17 protein-coding genes are annotated in these 14635 nt (G+C 71.1%); 13 read left to right on the top strand and 4 right to left on the bottom strand.

The genetic code is table 11. The features are described 5' to 3' along the window. The first annotated feature begins 21 nt into the window (after positions 1 to 21). The 10 genes from D9C15_RS01350 to D9C15_RS01305 all read left to right on the top strand — a co-directional run bounded on the left by D9C15_RS01350 (position 22) and on the right by D9C15_RS01305 (position 8407). Entirely contained in the window at positions 22 to 651 is a 630-nt protein-coding gene (locus tag D9C15_RS01350; protein WP_127995623.1) for a YbhB/YbcL family Raf kinase inhibitor-like protein, read from the top strand. After that, positions 648 to 1301, top strand: coding sequence for a histidine phosphatase family protein (locus D9C15_RS01345; RefSeq protein ID WP_127995622.1), 654 nt, complete (start codon positions 648 to 650; stop codon positions 1299 to 1301). Before D9C15_RS01350 ends, D9C15_RS01345 begins: the two co-directional genes overlap by 4 nt. After that, on the top strand, positions 1298 to 2419 hold the full coding sequence (locus tag D9C15_RS01340) for a DSD1 family PLP-dependent enzyme (protein ID WP_127995621.1): 1122 nt from the start codon (positions 1298 to 1300) through the stop codon (positions 2417 to 2419). Before D9C15_RS01345 ends, D9C15_RS01340 begins: the two co-directional genes overlap by 4 nt. Before the next feature lie 122 nt (positions 2420 to 2541). After that, complete coding sequence (locus tag D9C15_RS01335; protein ID WP_127995620.1) at positions 2542 to 3351, top strand: IclR family transcriptional regulator; 810 nt, start codon at positions 2542 to 2544, stop codon at positions 3349 to 3351. Further along, positions 3348 to 4121, top strand: a complete 774-nt coding sequence (locus tag D9C15_RS01330) for an ABC transporter ATP-binding protein (protein ID WP_127995619.1) — start codon at positions 3348 to 3350, stop codon at positions 4119 to 4121. The genes D9C15_RS01335 and D9C15_RS01330 overlap by 4 nt, the downstream gene beginning before the upstream one ends. Next, on the top strand, positions 4121 to 4825 hold the full coding sequence (locus tag D9C15_RS01325) for an ABC transporter ATP-binding protein (RefSeq protein WP_127995618.1): 705 nt from the start codon (positions 4121 to 4123) through the stop codon (positions 4823 to 4825). The genes D9C15_RS01330 and D9C15_RS01325 overlap by 1 nt, the downstream gene beginning before the upstream one ends. Before the next feature lie 44 nt (positions 4826 to 4869). After that, positions 4870 to 6072, top strand: a complete 1203-nt coding sequence (locus D9C15_RS01320) for an ABC transporter substrate-binding protein (protein ID WP_127995617.1) — start codon at positions 4870 to 4872, stop codon at positions 6070 to 6072. Positions 6073 to 6098: 26 nt separating this feature from the next. Further along, positions 6099 to 6983, top strand: coding sequence for a branched-chain amino acid ABC transporter permease (locus D9C15_RS01315; RefSeq protein WP_127995616.1), 885 nt, complete (start codon positions 6099 to 6101; stop codon positions 6981 to 6983). Further along, entirely contained in the window at positions 6983 to 7927 is a 945-nt protein-coding gene (locus D9C15_RS01310) for a branched-chain amino acid ABC transporter permease (RefSeq protein WP_127995615.1), read from the top strand. Before D9C15_RS01315 ends, D9C15_RS01310 begins: the two co-directional genes overlap by 1 nt. A gap of 75 nt (positions 7928 to 8002) precedes the next feature. After that, positions 8003 to 8407 carry a hypothetical protein gene (locus D9C15_RS01305; RefSeq protein ID WP_127995614.1) on the top strand — a complete coding sequence of 135 codons (405 nt, stop codon included), beginning with the start codon at positions 8003 to 8005 and terminating at the stop codon, positions 8405 to 8407. 8 nt (positions 8408 to 8415) lie between these two features. Here D9C15_RS01305 and D9C15_RS01300 read toward each other — a convergent pair whose 3' ends face one another. Continuing rightward, entirely contained in the window at positions 8416 to 8865 is a 450-nt protein-coding gene (locus D9C15_RS01300; RefSeq protein ID WP_127995613.1) for a hypothetical protein, read from the bottom strand. Between the two features lie 20 nt (positions 8866 to 8885). Next, entirely contained in the window at positions 8886 to 9944 is a 1059-nt protein-coding gene (ruvB, locus tag D9C15_RS01295) for a Holliday junction branch migration DNA helicase RuvB (protein WP_127995612.1), read from the bottom strand. 48 nt (positions 9945 to 9992) lie between these two features. On the opposite strand from ruvB, the gene D9C15_RS01290 reads away from it, so the two are divergent. From D9C15_RS01290 to D9C15_RS01280, 3 genes are all read left to right on the top strand, one after another. Beyond that, positions 9993 to 10433, top strand: coding sequence for a copper chaperone PCu(A)C (locus tag D9C15_RS01290; protein WP_127995611.1), 441 nt, complete (start codon positions 9993 to 9995; stop codon positions 10431 to 10433). 100 nt (positions 10434 to 10533) lie between these two features. Beyond that, positions 10534 to 11886, top strand: coding sequence for an SIR2 family protein (locus D9C15_RS01285; RefSeq protein WP_127995610.1), 1353 nt, complete (start codon positions 10534 to 10536; stop codon positions 11884 to 11886). Beyond that, the gene (locus D9C15_RS01280; RefSeq protein WP_127995609.1) at positions 11873 to 13396 is read left to right on the top strand and encodes an nSTAND1 domain-containing NTPase; all 1524 of its coding nucleotides are present in this window, start codon (positions 11873 to 11875) and stop codon (positions 13394 to 13396) included. Before D9C15_RS01285 ends, D9C15_RS01280 begins: the two co-directional genes overlap by 14 nt. Here the strand turns inward: D9C15_RS01280 and ruvA are convergent. Both ruvA and D9C15_RS01270 read right to left on the bottom strand, forming a co-directional pair. Then, positions 13365 to 13937, bottom strand: coding sequence for a Holliday junction branch migration protein RuvA (ruvA, locus tag D9C15_RS01275; RefSeq protein WP_127995608.1), 573 nt, complete (start codon positions 13935 to 13937; stop codon positions 13365 to 13367). The two genes, D9C15_RS01280 and ruvA, sit on opposite strands and share 32 nt — an antisense overlap. Continuing rightward, the gene (locus D9C15_RS01270) at positions 13934 to 14587 is read right to left on the bottom strand and encodes a response regulator (protein ID WP_127995607.1); all 654 of its coding nucleotides are present in this window, start codon (positions 14585 to 14587) and stop codon (positions 13934 to 13936) included. Before D9C15_RS01270 ends, ruvA begins: the two co-directional genes overlap by 4 nt. Positions 14588 to 14635: the final 48 nt, after the last annotated feature.

The raw sequence follows: 14635 nt of genomic DNA, 5'->3' as shown, positions 1-14635 counted from the left end.
GGCACGACAGCAGGAGGGACGATGAGACTGTGGAGCGAGAGCTGGGTCAACGGGGACCGCATCCCGGTGCGCTGCGCTGCCGGCAAGCCCGACGGGGCGGGCGGCGCCACCTTCTCCGACAACCTGAACCCGCACCTGGCGTGGAGCGACGCGCCGCCGGGCACGAAGTCGTTCGCGCTGATCTGCCACGACTTCGACGTGCCCAGCCGCGGCGACGACGTCAACCGCAGCGACCGCGAGGTGCCGCAGGACCTGCCGCGCGTCGACTTCTTCCACTGGGTGCTGGTCGACCTCCCGCCCGGGCTGCACCTGATCCGCGAGGGCGAGTTCAGCCGCGGCTTCACCGCGCGCGGCAAATCCGGCCCGGCGACGCTGCACGGCGCGCGCCACGGCATCAACGACTACACCGGCTGGTTCGCCGGCGACGCCCAGATGGCGGGCGACTACTTCGGCTACGACGGCCCGTTCCCGCCCTTCAACGACTCGCTGGTGCATCACTACGTGTTCACGCTCTACGCGCTGGCCTGCGAGCGTGCGCCGGTCGAGGGCCGCTTCACCGGCGCCCAGGCGCGTGCGGCGATCTACCCGCATGTGCTGGCCGAGGCCACCTACTCGGGCACCTACACGCTGAACAAGCGCCTGCTCGGTTGAACGCCACCACCCGCCTGCTCGCCATCCGCCACGGCGAGACCGACTGGAATGTCGGCACGCGCATCCAGGGGCAGCTCGACATCCCGCTGAACGCCACCGGGCGCTGGCAGGCCGCCCGCCTGGCCCGCGCGCTGGCCGACGAGGGCCTGACGCGCCTCTACTCGAGCGACCTGCAGCGCGCACGCCAGACCGCGCAGGCGCTGGCCGAGGCGACCGGCCTGCCGGTGCACGAGGAGCGCGGCCTGCGCGAGCGCGCCTTCGGCACCTTCGAGGGCCAGACCTGGTCCGAGATCGAGCAGCGCTGGCCGGCCGAGAGCGAACGCTGGCGCCGGCGCGACCCCGATTTCGGCCCGCCCGGCGGCGAGACGCTGGCCCAGTTCTACGAACGCTGCGTGGCCGCGGCGCTGCGCATCGCGCAGGCGCACCCGGGCGAGGCGATCGCGCTGGTGGCGCACGGCGGCGTGCTCGACTGCCTGTACCGCGCCGCCGGCCGGCTCGAGCTGCGCGCGCCGCGCACCTGGCAGCTCGGCAACGCCAGTGTCAACCGCCTCCTGCACACCGACGCCGGCCTGACGCTGGTGGGCTGGGCCGATACCACGCACCTGGACGGCGCCGAGCACGACGAGTTCAGCGACGGAGGCAAGGCATGAGTCTGGCGCCTGCAGCGCGCGTCGGCGACCCGGTCGAGGCGATCGCCACGCCGGCGCTGGTGATCGAACTCGAGGCGCTGGAGCGCAACATCGCGGCGCTGGCCGGCTGGGCGCGCGACCGCGGCGTCAGGCTGCGGCCGCATGCCAAGACACACAAGAGCGGCGAGATCGCGCGGCGCCAGATGGCTGCCGGCGCGGTGGGCGTGTGCGTGCAGAAGACCAGCGAGGCGCTCGCGCTGGCCGACGCGGGCGTGAACGACCTCTACGTCAGCAACGAGGTGCTGGAGCCGGCACGCCTGGCCGAGCTCGCCGAGCTCGCCGGCCGCGTTCGCCTGGCCGTGGCGGTGGATTCGGCCCTCGGTGCCGAGCGCCTTGCCCAGGCGCTGCGGGTGCGCGGCACGATGGCCGACGTGTTCGTCGAGGTCGACGTCGGCCAGGGCCGCTGCGGCGTCGCGCCCACGGCGGCCGGCGCGCTGGTGCACCAGGTGGTGGCGCACGGCCTGCGCTTCGCCGGGCTGCAGGCCTACCATGGCCGCGCCCAGCACCTGCGCGCGCCGGCCGAGCGCGAGGCGGCGATCCGCCATTCGCTGGCGCTGGCGCGCGCGGCGCAGGCGAGCGTGACGGCCGCGGGCATCGCCTGCCCGCTGGTCACCGGCGCGGGCACCGGCACCTACATGCTCGAGGGCACGAGCGGCCTGTACGGCGAGCTGCAGGCCGGCAGCTACGTCTTCATGGACCGAGACTATGCCGACAACCAGCCGAGCCTCGGCGCGCCGGTGTTCGAGCATGCGCTGTTCGTCAAGAGCCAGGTCATCAGCGCCGGCGCGGCGCACGCGGTGGTGGACGCCGGCCACAAGTCGCACGCGATCGACAGCGGCCTGCCGCGTGTCTGGGGCATGGACCTGGAGTTCGCCAACGGGGGCGACGAACATGGCCTGCTGCGCCGCCGCCCGGGCGGCAGCGACCTGCCGGCACTCGGCGAGACGGTCTGGCTGGTGCCCGGCCACTGCGACCCGACCGTCAACCTGCACGAGCACTACATCGTGGTGCGCGGCGGCCTGGCATCGGGCCGCGTCGAGGCGGTCTGGCCGGTCGACGCACGCGGCTGCATCCGCTGAGCCGCCGACCGCGGGTTGCCCCCGGGAGGGCAAACCCCGGGGCGTGGCCGCGCCGTGCTGCCTACACTCGCCGTTCGAATGGCTGAAGGTCGTTCATCAGGCTGAACGACGCCCGTCCCCCGATGCATGCCCGATCCCAGGCCGCCGATCCGCCGCGCGTTGTGCGCGCGGTGCCCGCCGTCGAGCGCGCGCTGGCCCTGCTCGAGCGCCTGGCCCAGCAGCGCGAGCCGATGAGCCTGGCGCGGCTCGCGGCCGATCTCGCCCTGCCCAAGAGCAGCGTGCATGGCCTGTGCAGCACGCTGCTGAGCCACGGCTACCTGCGCCGGCAGGACGACGGCGCCTTCCGCATCGGCCCGCGCGTGATGTCGCTGGCCGAGGCCTTCGTGGCCGGCACGAACGTCGCCGACGAGTTCAACGCGCTGTGGCGCGACGCGGCCGCGCAGCCCGAGGAGACGATCATCCTGTCGGTGCTCAGCGGCACCGAGGTCGTCTACATCGGCGCGCGCAACGGGCAGCGCCCGCTCGGGCTGGCGTTCACCGTCGGCATGCGGCTGCCGGCGCACCTGGCGGCCACCGGCAAGGCCATGCTGGCCTTCCATCCGCGCGACGAGGTGCGCCGCTGGTTCGGCAGCGCGCCGTTGTCGTCGATGACCGGCAAGGGGCCCAGGCGTGTCGCCGAGCTGCTGAAGGAGCTCGACGCGGTGCGCGAGCGCGGCCACAGCATCGACGACGAGGGCGTGCGTGCCGGGGTCTACTGCTTCGGCGCACCCGTGTTCGACGCCGCCGGGGCGCCCGTGGCCGGCGTCGGCCTCTGCCTGAACAAGGCCATGCTCGGCCCCGACGGCGGCGCGCGCCACCGCGAGCAGCTGCTGCGCACGGCCAGGCGGCTGTCGGAGCGCCTCGGTGCGGCGGCGCGGGGGACGGTCTCGTGAGCGACGACGTGATCCTCGAGACGCGGGGCCTGACGAAGGAGTTCAAGGGCTTCGTCGCGGTGGCCGACGTGAACCTGAAGGTCCGGCGCGGCAGCATCCACGCGCTGATCGGCCCGAACGGCGCCGGCAAGACCACCTGCTTCAACCTGCTGACCAAGTTCCACACGCCCACTGCCGGGCAGATCGTGTTCGACGGCGTCGACATCACGCGCGAGAGCGCTGCGCACATCGCGCGGCGCGGCGTGATCCGCTCGTTCCAGATCTCGGCCGTGTTCCCGCACTTGTCGGTGCTGGAGAACGTGCGCGTGGCGCTGCAGCGCAAGCTCGGCACCTCGTTCCACTTCTGGAAGTCGGAGCGCTCGCTCGAGGGCCTGAACACGCGCGCGCTCGAGCTGCTGCGCGCGGTGGACCTGGAAGGCAGCGCCGCCACGCCGGCCGTCGAGCTGGCCTACGGCCGCAAGCGCGCACTCGAGATCGCGACGACGCTGGCGATGGAGCCCAAGCTGATGCTGCTGGACGAGCCGACCCAGGGCATGGGCCTGGAGGACGTGGACCGCATCCGCCAGCTGATCAAGCGCGTCTCGGCCGACCGCACCATCCTGATGGTCGAGCACAACATGAGCGTGGTGGCCAGCATCGCCGACACGATCACGGTGCTGCAGCGCGGCGCGGTGCTGGCCGAGGGGCCGTACGAGCAGGTGTCGAAGGACCCCGCGGTGATCGAGGCCTACATGGGCAGCGCCAGCGTCGGACTGAAAGGGGCCCACTGATGGGGACCCGCTTCCTCGAGGTGCGCGACCTGCACGCCTGGTACGGCGAGTCGCACGTGCTGCACGGCGTGAACTTCCACGTCGACGAGGGCGAGGTCGTCACGCTGCTGGGCCGCAACGGCGCCGGCCGCACCAGCACGCTGCGCGCGATCCTGGGCCTGACCGGCTCGCGCACCGGCTCGGTCAAGGTGCTGGGCACCGAGGTGATCGGCGCGCCGACGCACCGCATCGCCCGACTCGGGATCGGCTACTGCCCCGAGGAGCGCGGCATCTTCGCCAGCCTGTCGGCGCAGGAGAACCTGCTGCTGCCGCCGCAGCTGTCCGACGGCGGCATGAGCGTCGAGCAGATCTACGCGATGTTCCCGAACCTGAAGGAACGCGCCGGCAGCCAGGGCACGCGGCTGTCCGGCGGCGAGCAGCAGATGCTCGCGGTGGCGCGCATCCTGCGCACCGGCGCCAGGCTGCTGCTGCTCGACGAGATCAGCGAAGGTCTCGCGCCGGTGATCGTGCAGAAGCTCGCCGAGGTCGTGGTGGCGCTGCGCCGGCAGGGCTACACGATCGTCATGGTGGAACAGAACTTCCGCTTCGCCGCGCCGCTGGCCGACCGCTTCCTGGTCATGGAACATGGCCAGGTCATCCAGGAATTCACCCAGGCCGAGCTGCCGGCGCGCATGGAACGCCTGCACGAGTACCTCGGCGTCTGAGCCTCACCGACCTTCCGCGACCCTCACCCCGAAGGAGCCCTCCGATGAACCTCAAGAAGACCGCCGCCGCCTGCACGCTCGCGCTGGCCGCCGCCACCGGCGCGCAGGCGCAGATCTCCGGCGACGTGATCAGGATCGGCCTGATCACCGACATGTCCAGCGTCTACGCCGACATCGACGGCCAGGGCGGCGTGGAGGCGATCAGGATGGCGGTCGCCGACGCCGGCGGCACGGTGGCCGGCAAGAAGGTCGAGGTGCTGTTCGCCGACCACCAGAACAAGGCCGACATCGCCGCCGCCAAGGCGCGCGAGTGGTTCGACACCCAGGGCCTGGACATGCTGATCGGCGGCACCAACTCCGGCACCGCGCTGGCCATGGCCAAGGTGGCGGCGGAGAAGAAGAAGCCCTTCATCGTCGTCGGCGCGGCGACATCGGCACTGACCAACGACCAGTGCACGCCCTACACGGTGCACTGGGCCTACGACACCGTCGCGCTGTCCAAGGGCACCGGCAACGCGGTGGTCAAGGCGGGCGGCAAGAGCTGGTTCTTCCTGACCGCCGACTACGCCTTCGGCGCGGCGCTGCAGAACGACACCAGCAAGGTCGTCACCGCGGCCGGCGGCACCATCGTCGGCTCGGTCAAGCACCCGCTGAACGCGAGCGACTTCTCGTCCTTCCTGCTGCAGGCGCAGTCGAGCAAGGCGCAGATCCTCGGCATGGCCAACGCCGGCGGCGACACCATCAACACCATCAAGGCGGCCAACGAGTTCGGCATCACCAAGTCGATGAAGCTGGCCGGCCTGCTGATCTTCATCAACGACATCCACTCGCTCGGCCTGAAGACCACCGAGGGCATGTACCTGACCGACAGCTGGTACTGGAACCGCGATCCCGAGGCACGCGCCTGGAGCCGCAAGTTCTTCGAGAAGATGAAGCGCATGCCCTCGTCGCTGCAGGCCGGCGACTACTCGGCCACGCTGCAGTACCTGGCCGCGGTGAAGGCCACCGGCAGCGACGATGCCGACAAGGTGCTGGCGCAGATGCGCAAGACCAAGATCAACGACGTGTTCGCCAAGGGCGGCTACATCCGCGAGGACGGTCGCATGGTGCACGACATGTACCTGATGCAGGTGAAGTCGCCGGCCGAGTCGACCGAGCCCTGGGACTACTACAAGGTCGTCGAGACGATCAAGGGCGAGGCCGCGTGGACCACCAAGGCCGACACCAAGTGCCCGCTGTGGAAATAGGCTGAACGCAGCGACGCGCCCGAGCCATGGAGATCTTCGGCATCCCCCTGCAGGCCTTCCTGGGCCAGCTGCTGCTCGGGCTCGTCAACGGCTCGTTCTACGCCATGCTCAGCCTCGGGCTGGCGGTGATCTTCGGGCTGCTCGGGATCGTCAACTTCGCGCACGGCGCGCTGTACATGATCGGCGCGTACGTGGCCTGGGGCTGCCTCGAGGTCCTCGGCCTGAACTACTGGGTGGCGCTGCTGGTCTCGCCGCTGGTCGTCGGGGCGCTCGGGCTGGCCATCGAGCGCACGCTGCTCAGGCAGCTCTACCGGATCGACCCGATCTACGGCCTGCTGCTGACCTTCGGCCTGTCGCTGATCGCCGAGGGCCTGTTCCGCGACCGGTTCGGCGTCTCGGGCCAGCAGTACCCGGTGCCCGAACTGCTGCAGGGCGCCACCAACCTCGGCTTCATGATCCTGCCGAACTACCGCGGCTGGGTGGTGCTGGCCTCGCTGGTGGTCTGCTTCGGCACCTGGTTCCTGATCGAGCGCACCCGGCTCGGCTCCTACCTGCGCGCCGGCACCGAGAACCCGGCGCTGGTGCAGGCCTTCGGCGTCAACGTGCCGCTGATGGTGATGCTCACCTACGCGGGCGGCGCCGGACTGGCGGCGATCGCCGGCGTGCTGGCGGCGCCGGTCATCCAGATCACGCCGCTGATGGGCAGCAACCTGATCATCGTGGTGTTCGCCGTCGTCGTGATCGGCGGCATGGGCTCGATCCTCGGCTCGATCCTCACCGGGCTGATGCTGGGCATCGTCGAGGGCCTGACCAAGGTCTTCTACCCCGAGGCCTCGAACATCGTCGTGTTCGTGATCATGGCGATCGTGCTGATCCTGCGCCCGGCCGGGCTGTTCGGGAAGGAGCGCTGATGGGCACCGACACGACCGGCCGCGTCGCCTGGGGCCTCGGGCTGCTGGTGCTGCTGGCCGCACCCTTCATCGGCCTGTACCCGATCTTCATGATGAAGGCGCTGTGCTTCGCGATCTTCGCCTGCGCCTTCAACCTGCTGCTGGGTTACACCGGGCTGCTGTCGTTCGGCCACGCGGCCTACCTGGGCGCGGCGGCCTACATCACCGGCTGGCTGGTCAAGAGCGCCGGCTGGTCGAGCCTGCTCGGCGTGCTGGGCGGCACGCTGTTCGCCGCGCTGCTCGGCCTGGTGGTGGGCGCGATCGCGATCCGCCGCCAGGGCATCTACTTCGCGATGATCACGCTGGCGATGGCGCAGATGGTCTATTTCGTCTGGCTGCAGGCGCCCTTCACCGGCGGCGAGGACGGTCTGCAGGGCGTGCCGCGCGGCAGCCTGCTGGGGATCTCGCTGGCCAACGACACGGTGCTGTACTACGTCGTGCTGGCGGTGTTCGTCGCGGTCTTCCTGGCCATCGTGCGCATTGTGCACTCGCCCTACGGCCAGGTGCTCAAGGCGATCCGCGAGAACGAGCCGCGCGCGATTTCGCTCGGCTACGAGGTCGACCGCTACAAGCTGCTCGCCTTCGTGCTGTCCACCGGCCTGGCCGGGCTGGCCGGCTCGATCAAGACCATCGTGCTGGGCTTCGCCACGCTGTCGGATGCGCATTGGTCGCTCTCCGGCGAGGTGGTGCTGATGACGCTGCTCGGCGGCATGGGCACCTTCGCCGGGCCGGTGATCGGTGCCTTCACGATCATCGGGCTGCAGAACTTCCTGGCCGACCGCGTCGGCTCCTGGGTCACGGTGATCATCGGCGCGATCTTCGTGGTCTGCGTGGTCGCCTTCCGGCGCGGCTTCGTCGGCGAGCTGCTGGCCTGGCAGAAGCGCCGCGGCAGCCACAAGACCTGACCGCGCGCGCGGGTTTGGCCGCAGCGGGGGCGCGGCGTACAGTGCCCGCACCGTCCCTGCAAGGAGGTGGCGATCATGGCTCTCAAGCGCATGACCAAGGCCGACCACCCGCAATCGCTCGGCGCGTTCAAGCCGGTCGGGCACGTGGTGGTGGCGATGCCGGACGACCGCGCCGCGGCCGCGGCGGTGCAGGCCCTGCTGCAGCAGGGCTTCGAGCGCGAGGACATCCTCGAGTACAGCGCCGCCGAGGAGAACGACGAGATGGACCGCATGCTCCAGCATGCGAGCGATTTCGCCGGCTTCGGCTACGAGATCACGCTGATGCGGCGCTACAAGGCGCTGGCGGCCGAGGGCGCGAGCTGGCTGATCGTGTTCGCGCCGGAGGACGTGCAGGCCGGGCGCGTGGCCGAGACGGCGCGGGCCCACGGCGCGCTGCTGGCCGAGAAGTACCACCGGCTGGTCATCGAGGACCTGATCTGACGCGCTGATCAGCCGGAGGGCAGGGCCCAGGGCGTGGTGTCGAAGCGCCGGGCCGGCGCGTTCCAGTGCAGGCGCAGCACCGTCGTGCCGTCGATGGTCAGCGTCAGGCCGCGTTTGCCGCGCTTGGCGGGGCAGCCCTCCAGGCGTGTGCCGTCGAGCGCGACGCATTCTTCCGGCCGCTCCAGCTTGTGGAAGGCCAGCGACAGTGCGCTCACCGCGCCGAGCTCGACCACCTGCGGGTTGAGCGCACCCTCGCGCGCCGGGCGCACCAGGCCGACGTACAGCCGGCGCTCGTCGTCCTGTCCGGCCATCACGCGCGACCACACGCCTTCGCCGGTCAGGTCGGCGTGGCGCAGCGAGCCCTTGTCCCAGTCGACCAGCGGGCGCGCACGCTGCAGCATGGCCCACGCATGGCGATCCTCCGCCTTGTCGGCCGCGCTCAGCACGATGCTCGCCATGGCCGGGGTTCCTCTCGCCTTCAGGCGTCGAACAGGTCCGCCGCCGGGCTGCTGCGCGGCGGCGCGACGCCGAGGTGGCGGTAGGCCGCCAGCGTGGCCACGCGGCCGCGTGGCGTGCGCTGCAGGTAACCCTGCTGGATCAGGTAGGGCTCGATCACGTCCTCGATCGTGTCGCGCTCCTCGCCGATTGCCGCGGCCACGTTGTCCAGGCCCACCGGCCCGCCGTCGAAACGGTGGATCACCGCCTCGAGCAGCTTGCGGTCCATCAGGTCGAGCCCGAGCGGGTCGACGTCGAGCATCGCCAGCGCCTTCTCCGCCAGCGCCTTCACGATGCGGCCGTCGCCCTTCACGTCGGCATAGTCGCGCACCCGGCGCAGCAGCCGGTTGGCGATGCGCGGCGTGCCGCGCGAGCGGCGCGCGATCTCGAAGGCGCCGGCCTCGTCGGTGGGCACCTCCAGCAGCCCGGCCGAGCGGTGCACGATGCGCGCCAGCTCCTCGGGCGTGTAGAACTCGAGCCGCGCGACGATGCCGAAGCGGTCGCGCAGCGGGTTGGTCAGCATGCCGGCGCGTGTGGTCGCGCCCACCAGCGTGAAGGGCTGCAGGTCGAGCTTGATCGAGCGTGCCGCCGGGCCCTCGCCGATCATGATGTCGATCTGGTAGTCCTCCAGCGCCGGGTAGAGGATCTCCTCGACGACCGGGCTGAGCCGGTGGATCTCGTCGATGAAGAGCACGTCGTTGCGCTCGAGGTTGGTCAGGATCGCCGCCAGGTCCTTGGGCTTCTCGAGCACCGGGCCGCTGGTCTGGCGCAGGTTCACGCCCAGCTCGTTGGCGATGATGTGGCTCAGCGTGGTCTTGCCCAGGCCCGGCGGGCCGAACAGCAGCACGTGGTCCATCGCCTCGGCGCGCTTCTTCGCCGCGCCGATGAAGATCTCCAGCTGCTCGCGCACCTTGGCCTGGCCGACGTACTCGGCCAGGCCCTTGGGCCGCAGCGCGCGCTCGATCGCCTCCTCGTTGGGCGAGGCTGGCGCAGCGCTGACGATCCGCCGGGCGGGCGCGAAGTCGTCTGTCTGGATGCTCATGCAGCGGATTATCGGGGCGGCGTCCCTAGAATCGGCGCCGGACCCACCATGCGATCGTCAACCCTGCTCCTGGCTCTCCTCCTGGCCGGCCCGGCCCAGGCGCAGACCCGCGTCAGCGACGCCTGGGTGCGCGCCACCGTCGCGCAGCAGCTGGGCACGGGCGCCTTCATGCGCATCACCTCGGCGCAGGGCGGCCGGCTGGTGGCGGTGCAATCGCCGGTGGCGCGCATCGCCGAGGTGCACGAGATGACGATGCAGGGCGACGTGATGGCGATGCGCGCCATCGAGTCGCTCGAGCTGCCGCCCGGCAAGCCGGTCGTGCTCAGGCCGGGCGGGCATCACCTGATGCTGATGGGCCTGAAGCAGCAGCTGAAGGCCGGCGACACGGTGCCGCTGACGCTGGTGGTCGAGGGCCGCGAAGGGCGGCGCGAGACGCTCGAGGTGAAAGCCGTCGTGCTGCCGCTCGGCGCCGACGCGCCGAAGCGCTGAACTCGACGCCGGCTCCATCGCCCGGTGGATGCGGGCCGCGCGCGCCGTGCCTAGAGTGACTCCGGCGGGCCGCTGTGCCCGCACCGGAGGTGCCGCGGCGATGAAGGCGATTCTGTGGGACAGCCTGGTATCGGGTCTGCAGACCGGACAGTGCGTGCTCGTGCTCGGGCCGGACGTGCCGGCCGGGCCGCCCGACGGCGCCGGCGGCGAGCCGGCCGCCGAGAGCGTGCGCGATCTGTTCTGCACCACGCTGGCCCAGCAGCTCGAGGAGGAGGGCCAGGACGTCGGCGAACGGGTGCTGTTCGCGGTTGCGCAGCAGTTCGAGGACTTCGGCGGCTTCCCGTCCAACACGCTGCGCAACATCGCCGCCGGCTTCTTCCGTGAGCCTGGGCGCGGCCCCGGCGCCCAGCACCGGGCGCTGGCCGGACTCCCGTTCAGCACGGTGCTGACCACCTGCCACGACGACCTGTTCGAACAGGCCTGCCGCGACCTCGAGGCCGATCCGAAGGAACCGGTGTCGCGCCACTACCACTTCCGCGGCGAGCAGCGCGACATCGCCGAGCTGCCGCTTTCCGCCGACCCGGCCAAGCCGGTCGTCTACCACTTGTTCGGCACCTTCGAGCGGCCCGACTCGCTGGTCCTGACCGAGAACGACCTGCTCGACTTCGTGATCCGCGTGATCTCGGCGCGCCCGGGGTTGCCGGACAGCCTGCGCAGCGCGTTGCGCAACAAGACCTTCCTGTTCGTCGGTTTCGGCATCCGGCACTGGTACATCCGCGTGCTGCTGAAGCTGCTGGTGCGCACGCTGGAGCTGTCCGGCGGCTCGGTGGCGCTCGAGTCGCTTGGCGGCCTGGACGACCGCGAGCGCCGCCAGACGGTTCTGTTCTACAAGCGCGGCACACGCATCGAGGTGGTCGACATGGACGCGGACGCCTTCGTCGCCGAGCTGCAGCAGCGGCTCGACAAGGTGGGCGGCTACCGCGCCGGGGCCACCGCACCGCTGCGGCGCGCGCAGGTCTTCATCAGCTACGAACGCGGCGACGAGGCGGTGGCGCGGCGCCTCTTCGGCGCCTTGCCGCGCGAGAAGATCGATGCCTGCCTGGACGCCGATTTCCTCGGCGCCGGCGAGCTGTGGAACGACACGATCGAGCAGAAGATCGGTGCGAGCCACTACTTCCTGGTGTTGAACAGCGAGAACCTGCGCGGCAAGGACGTCGGCTACGTCAACAAGGAGCTGGCGCTCGCGCTCGAGCGCCAGAAGTACCGCGCGCCGGGCGTGCCGTTCATCGTGCCGATCGGCGTCGACGGGCTGAGCGCCGAGCAGGGCCGGCACGACCTGAAGCCGTTCCACCAATTGCCGCTGCGCCGCGACTCGTTCCACGACGACGCGGCCGAGATCACGCGCCATCTGTGGCGCGACTTCCAGAAGCGTTCGCGCGATGCCACCGCCTGAAGCCCGCCGCACGCGCTACCCGGGCGCCCAGTCGTTCTCCGACGACGGGCTGTCGCGGCGCCTGTTCTTCGGCCGCGAGGCCGAGGCCACGGCACTGCGGCACCGGGTGCTCGCGAACCGGCTGACGGTTCTGTTCGCGCGCTCCGGACTCGGCAAGACCTCGCTGCTGAACGCCGGGCTGGCCCAGAGCCTGCGCGAGCAGGGCTTCCTGCCGCTGGTGGTGCGCGTCGGTGACGGCCACCGTGACGTCGCCGAGGCGATCGTGCGGAACATCGAGGCGCTGTGCGCCCGCCAGGCGGGGCTGGAGTACGTGCCAGGGGAGTCGGTCAGCCTGTGGCGCTACTTCAAGACTGCCGAGTTCTGGATCGACGACCTGCTGATGACGCCGGTGCTGGTGCTCGACCAGTTCGAGGAGCTGTTCACCCTCGTCGGGCAGGCTCGGCGCGAGGCCTTCCTGGACGACTTCTCGCAGGTGGTGCGCGGCATCGGCCCGACGGACGACTGCACGGCGCCGGCGATCAAGGTCGTGCTGAGCCTGCGCGAGGACTTCCTCGGCCTGCTGGACGAACTGTCCAGCCGCCTGCCCGGCGTGCTCGACCAGCGCTTCCGGCTGCTGCCGCTGAGCCACGCGGCGGCAGCCGAGGCGATCGAGTCGCCGCTGCAGATCGAGGACGCGTCGCTGGCCAGCCAGCCGTTCCTGATCGAGGCCGACGTGCGCGACGCGGTCCTGCGTTTCCTCGAGCAGAGCGCGCGCCCGGAGGCCGGACGGACGAACGCCGTGGCCATCGAGCCGTTCCAGCTCCAGCTGGTCTGCCAGCACGTCGAGGACCTGGCCCGGCGCGCGCAGGCCCGCGGGGCGGATGCGCCAGTCCGGATCACGACGCACGATCTCGGCGGCGAGTCGCGCCTGCGCTCGATCTTCCGCGAGTTCTACAAGCGCCAGGTGGCCGCCGTGCCCGGCCTGCTGCAGCGCCGCGGCGTGCGGCGCCTGTGCAGCGAACACCTGATCAACGCACGCGGGCGCCGGCTGCGCCTGGAGCAGTCGGAGATCAGGCGCTTGACCGGGGTCAGCGAGGCGACACTGGAGACGCTGGTCGATCGCCGCCTGCTTCGTCGCGAGCAGACCCCCGACGCCGACTACTACGAGTTGAGCCACGACTCGCTGGTGCTGCCGATCATCGACTCGCGCCGGCTCTGGCTGACGGTCAAGTCGGTCTGGCTGCTGGCGGTGACGCTGTTCGTGCTCGTGTTCCTGGTCGCCGGCGGGTTCGGCATGTGGAACGTGATCGAGGAGGTGCTGACCCGGCTGTGGGACGGGCGCCTGCGCAGCGAGCACCTCGCGCTGGCGCTGGCGGCACTGGCCCTGCTGGCGGCGCTGGCGCGCTGGGCGTGGCGCAGCGTCGGCGAACTGCGCGACACGTTCGGCCGCGCCGTGCTGCGCGCCGCGGGCAGCCTGCGCCGGTCGCCGGCGCCGCCGGCTAGCGCGCCAGGGCCTTCAGCGCCGCCTTGATGCCATCGCTGACGCCGATGTCCGGCGGCAGTGCCTTCAGCGCCGCGGCGGCCTCGCGGTCGTTGTAGCCGAGCGCCAGCAGCGCCTGCAGGATGTCGCCCTGCGCGCCACCGGCCACGGCGGCCGGCGCGGCCAGCGCATCACCGAGCTTGCCCTTGAGCTCGAGCAGCAGGCGCTCTGCGGTCTTCTTGCCGATGCCCGGCACCTTCACCAGCCGGCCGCTCTCCTGCAGGCTCACGGCCTGCGCCAGCTCGGCCACCGACAGGCCGGAGAGGATGGCCAGCGCGGTGCGCGGGCCGATGCCGCTGATCCGGACCAGCTGGCGGAAGGTGGCGCGCTCCTCGTGCGTCAGGAAGCCGTACAGCAGCTGCGCGTCCTCGCGCACCACGAAGTGGGTCAGCAGCGTGACGCGCTCGCCCAGGCCGGGCAGGTGGTAGAAGCTGCTCATCGGCACGTCGAGCTCGTAGCCGACGCCGTTGACGTCGACCAGCACCTGGGGCGGTGATTTCTCGGCGAGCGTGCCGGTGAGCCGGCCGATCATCGGCTGCGGCCGAACAGGCCGAGCCGCTGCGCCTCCAGCGCCGCTTCCGCACGCGAGCTCACGTTGAGCTTGCGGTAGATCTGCTTCACGTAGTCGGCGATCGTGTGGCGCGACAGGTTCAGCTGCACGCCGATCTCCGGCAGCGTGAAGCCCTTGGCCACGCGCAGCAGCACCTCGTTCTCGCGGTCGGTCAGCTGCACGTGCGGCAGCGAGTCCTTGCGCGGCTTGGCCTGCTCGGCGAAGTAGGAGATCACCTTGCGCGCGATCGAGGGCGACAGCGGCGGCTCGCCCTGGCTCATGCGACTGAGCTGCTCGGCGATCAGCTCGCGCGCCTGCTCCTTCAGCACGTAGCCGAAGGCACCGGCCTGCAGCGCGGGGAACAGGTGGTCGTCGTCGTCGTGGATGGTCACCACGACCGATTGCGCCTCGGGCTGCTGCTCGCGCAGCGCGGCGACGACGTCGACGCCGGTGCCGTCGGGCAGGCCGAGGTCGATCAGCGCGAGGTCGAACTTGACCGCGCTGACCAGGCCGAGCGCGTCGTGCACGCGCGCGGCCTCGGAGATCTGGGAGTCCGGGAACACCTGGGTCACCAGCGCCTTGAGCCAGGTCCGGATCTCCGGCAGGTCTTCGAGCAGCAGGATGTTCTTCATGGCACGCCTCTCGCGCGGGCCGCGTCCGGCCCGGAAGGAAGCACTGTA

Origin of the sequence: Piscinibacter defluvii, assembly GCF_004011805.1 — a bacterium.
GTDB classification, from domain to species: Bacteria; Pseudomonadota; Gammaproteobacteria; order Burkholderiales; family Burkholderiaceae_C; genus Piscinibacter; species Piscinibacter defluvii.
This window is presented reverse-complemented; position numbering and strand designations above follow the sequence as displayed.

Excerpts from the sequence above, each read along its gene's own strand:
- D9C15_RS01350 (WP_127995623.1), top strand. The coding sequence starts at position 22 with ATGAGACTGTGGAGCGAGAGCTGGGTCAACGGGGACCGCATCCCGGTG.
- D9C15_RS01340 (WP_127995621.1), top strand. The coding sequence starts at position 1,298 with ATGAGTCTGGCGCCTGCAGCGCGCGTCGGCGACCCGGTCGAGGCGATC.
- D9C15_RS01335 (WP_127995620.1), top strand. The coding sequence starts at position 2,542 with ATGCATGCCCGATCCCAGGCCGCCGATCCGCCGCGCGTTGTGCGCGCG.
- D9C15_RS01325 (WP_127995618.1), top strand. The coding sequence starts at position 4,121 with ATGGGGACCCGCTTCCTCGAGGTGCGCGACCTGCACGCCTGGTACGGC.
- D9C15_RS01320 (WP_127995617.1), top strand. The coding sequence starts at position 4,870 with ATGAACCTCAAGAAGACCGCCGCCGCCTGCACGCTCGCGCTGGCCGCC.
- D9C15_RS01315 (WP_127995616.1), top strand. The coding sequence starts at position 6,099 with ATGGAGATCTTCGGCATCCCCCTGCAGGCCTTCCTGGGCCAGCTGCTG.
- D9C15_RS01310 (WP_127995615.1), top strand. The coding sequence starts at position 6,983 with ATGGGCACCGACACGACCGGCCGCGTCGCCTGGGGCCTCGGGCTGCTG.
- D9C15_RS01305 (WP_127995614.1), top strand. The coding sequence starts at position 8,003 with ATGGCTCTCAAGCGCATGACCAAGGCCGACCACCCGCAATCGCTCGGC.
- D9C15_RS01300 (WP_127995613.1), bottom strand. The coding sequence starts at position 8,865 with ATGGCGAGCATCGTGCTGAGCGCGGCCGACAAGGCGGAGGATCGCCAT.
- ruvB (WP_127995612.1), bottom strand. The coding sequence starts at position 9,944 with ATGAGCATCCAGACAGACGACTTCGCGCCCGCCCGGCGGATCGTCAGC.
- D9C15_RS01290 (WP_127995611.1), top strand. The coding sequence starts at position 9,993 with ATGCGATCGTCAACCCTGCTCCTGGCTCTCCTCCTGGCCGGCCCGGCC.
- D9C15_RS01285 (WP_127995610.1), top strand. The coding sequence starts at position 10,534 with ATGAAGGCGATTCTGTGGGACAGCCTGGTATCGGGTCTGCAGACCGGA.
- D9C15_RS01280 (WP_127995609.1), top strand. The coding sequence starts at position 11,873 with ATGCCACCGCCTGAAGCCCGCCGCACGCGCTACCCGGGCGCCCAGTCG.
- ruvA (WP_127995608.1), bottom strand. The coding sequence starts at position 13,937 with ATGATCGGCCGGCTCACCGGCACGCTCGCCGAGAAATCACCGCCCCAG.
- D9C15_RS01270 (WP_127995607.1), bottom strand. The coding sequence starts at position 14,587 with ATGAAGAACATCCTGCTGCTCGAAGACCTGCCGGAGATCCGGACCTGG.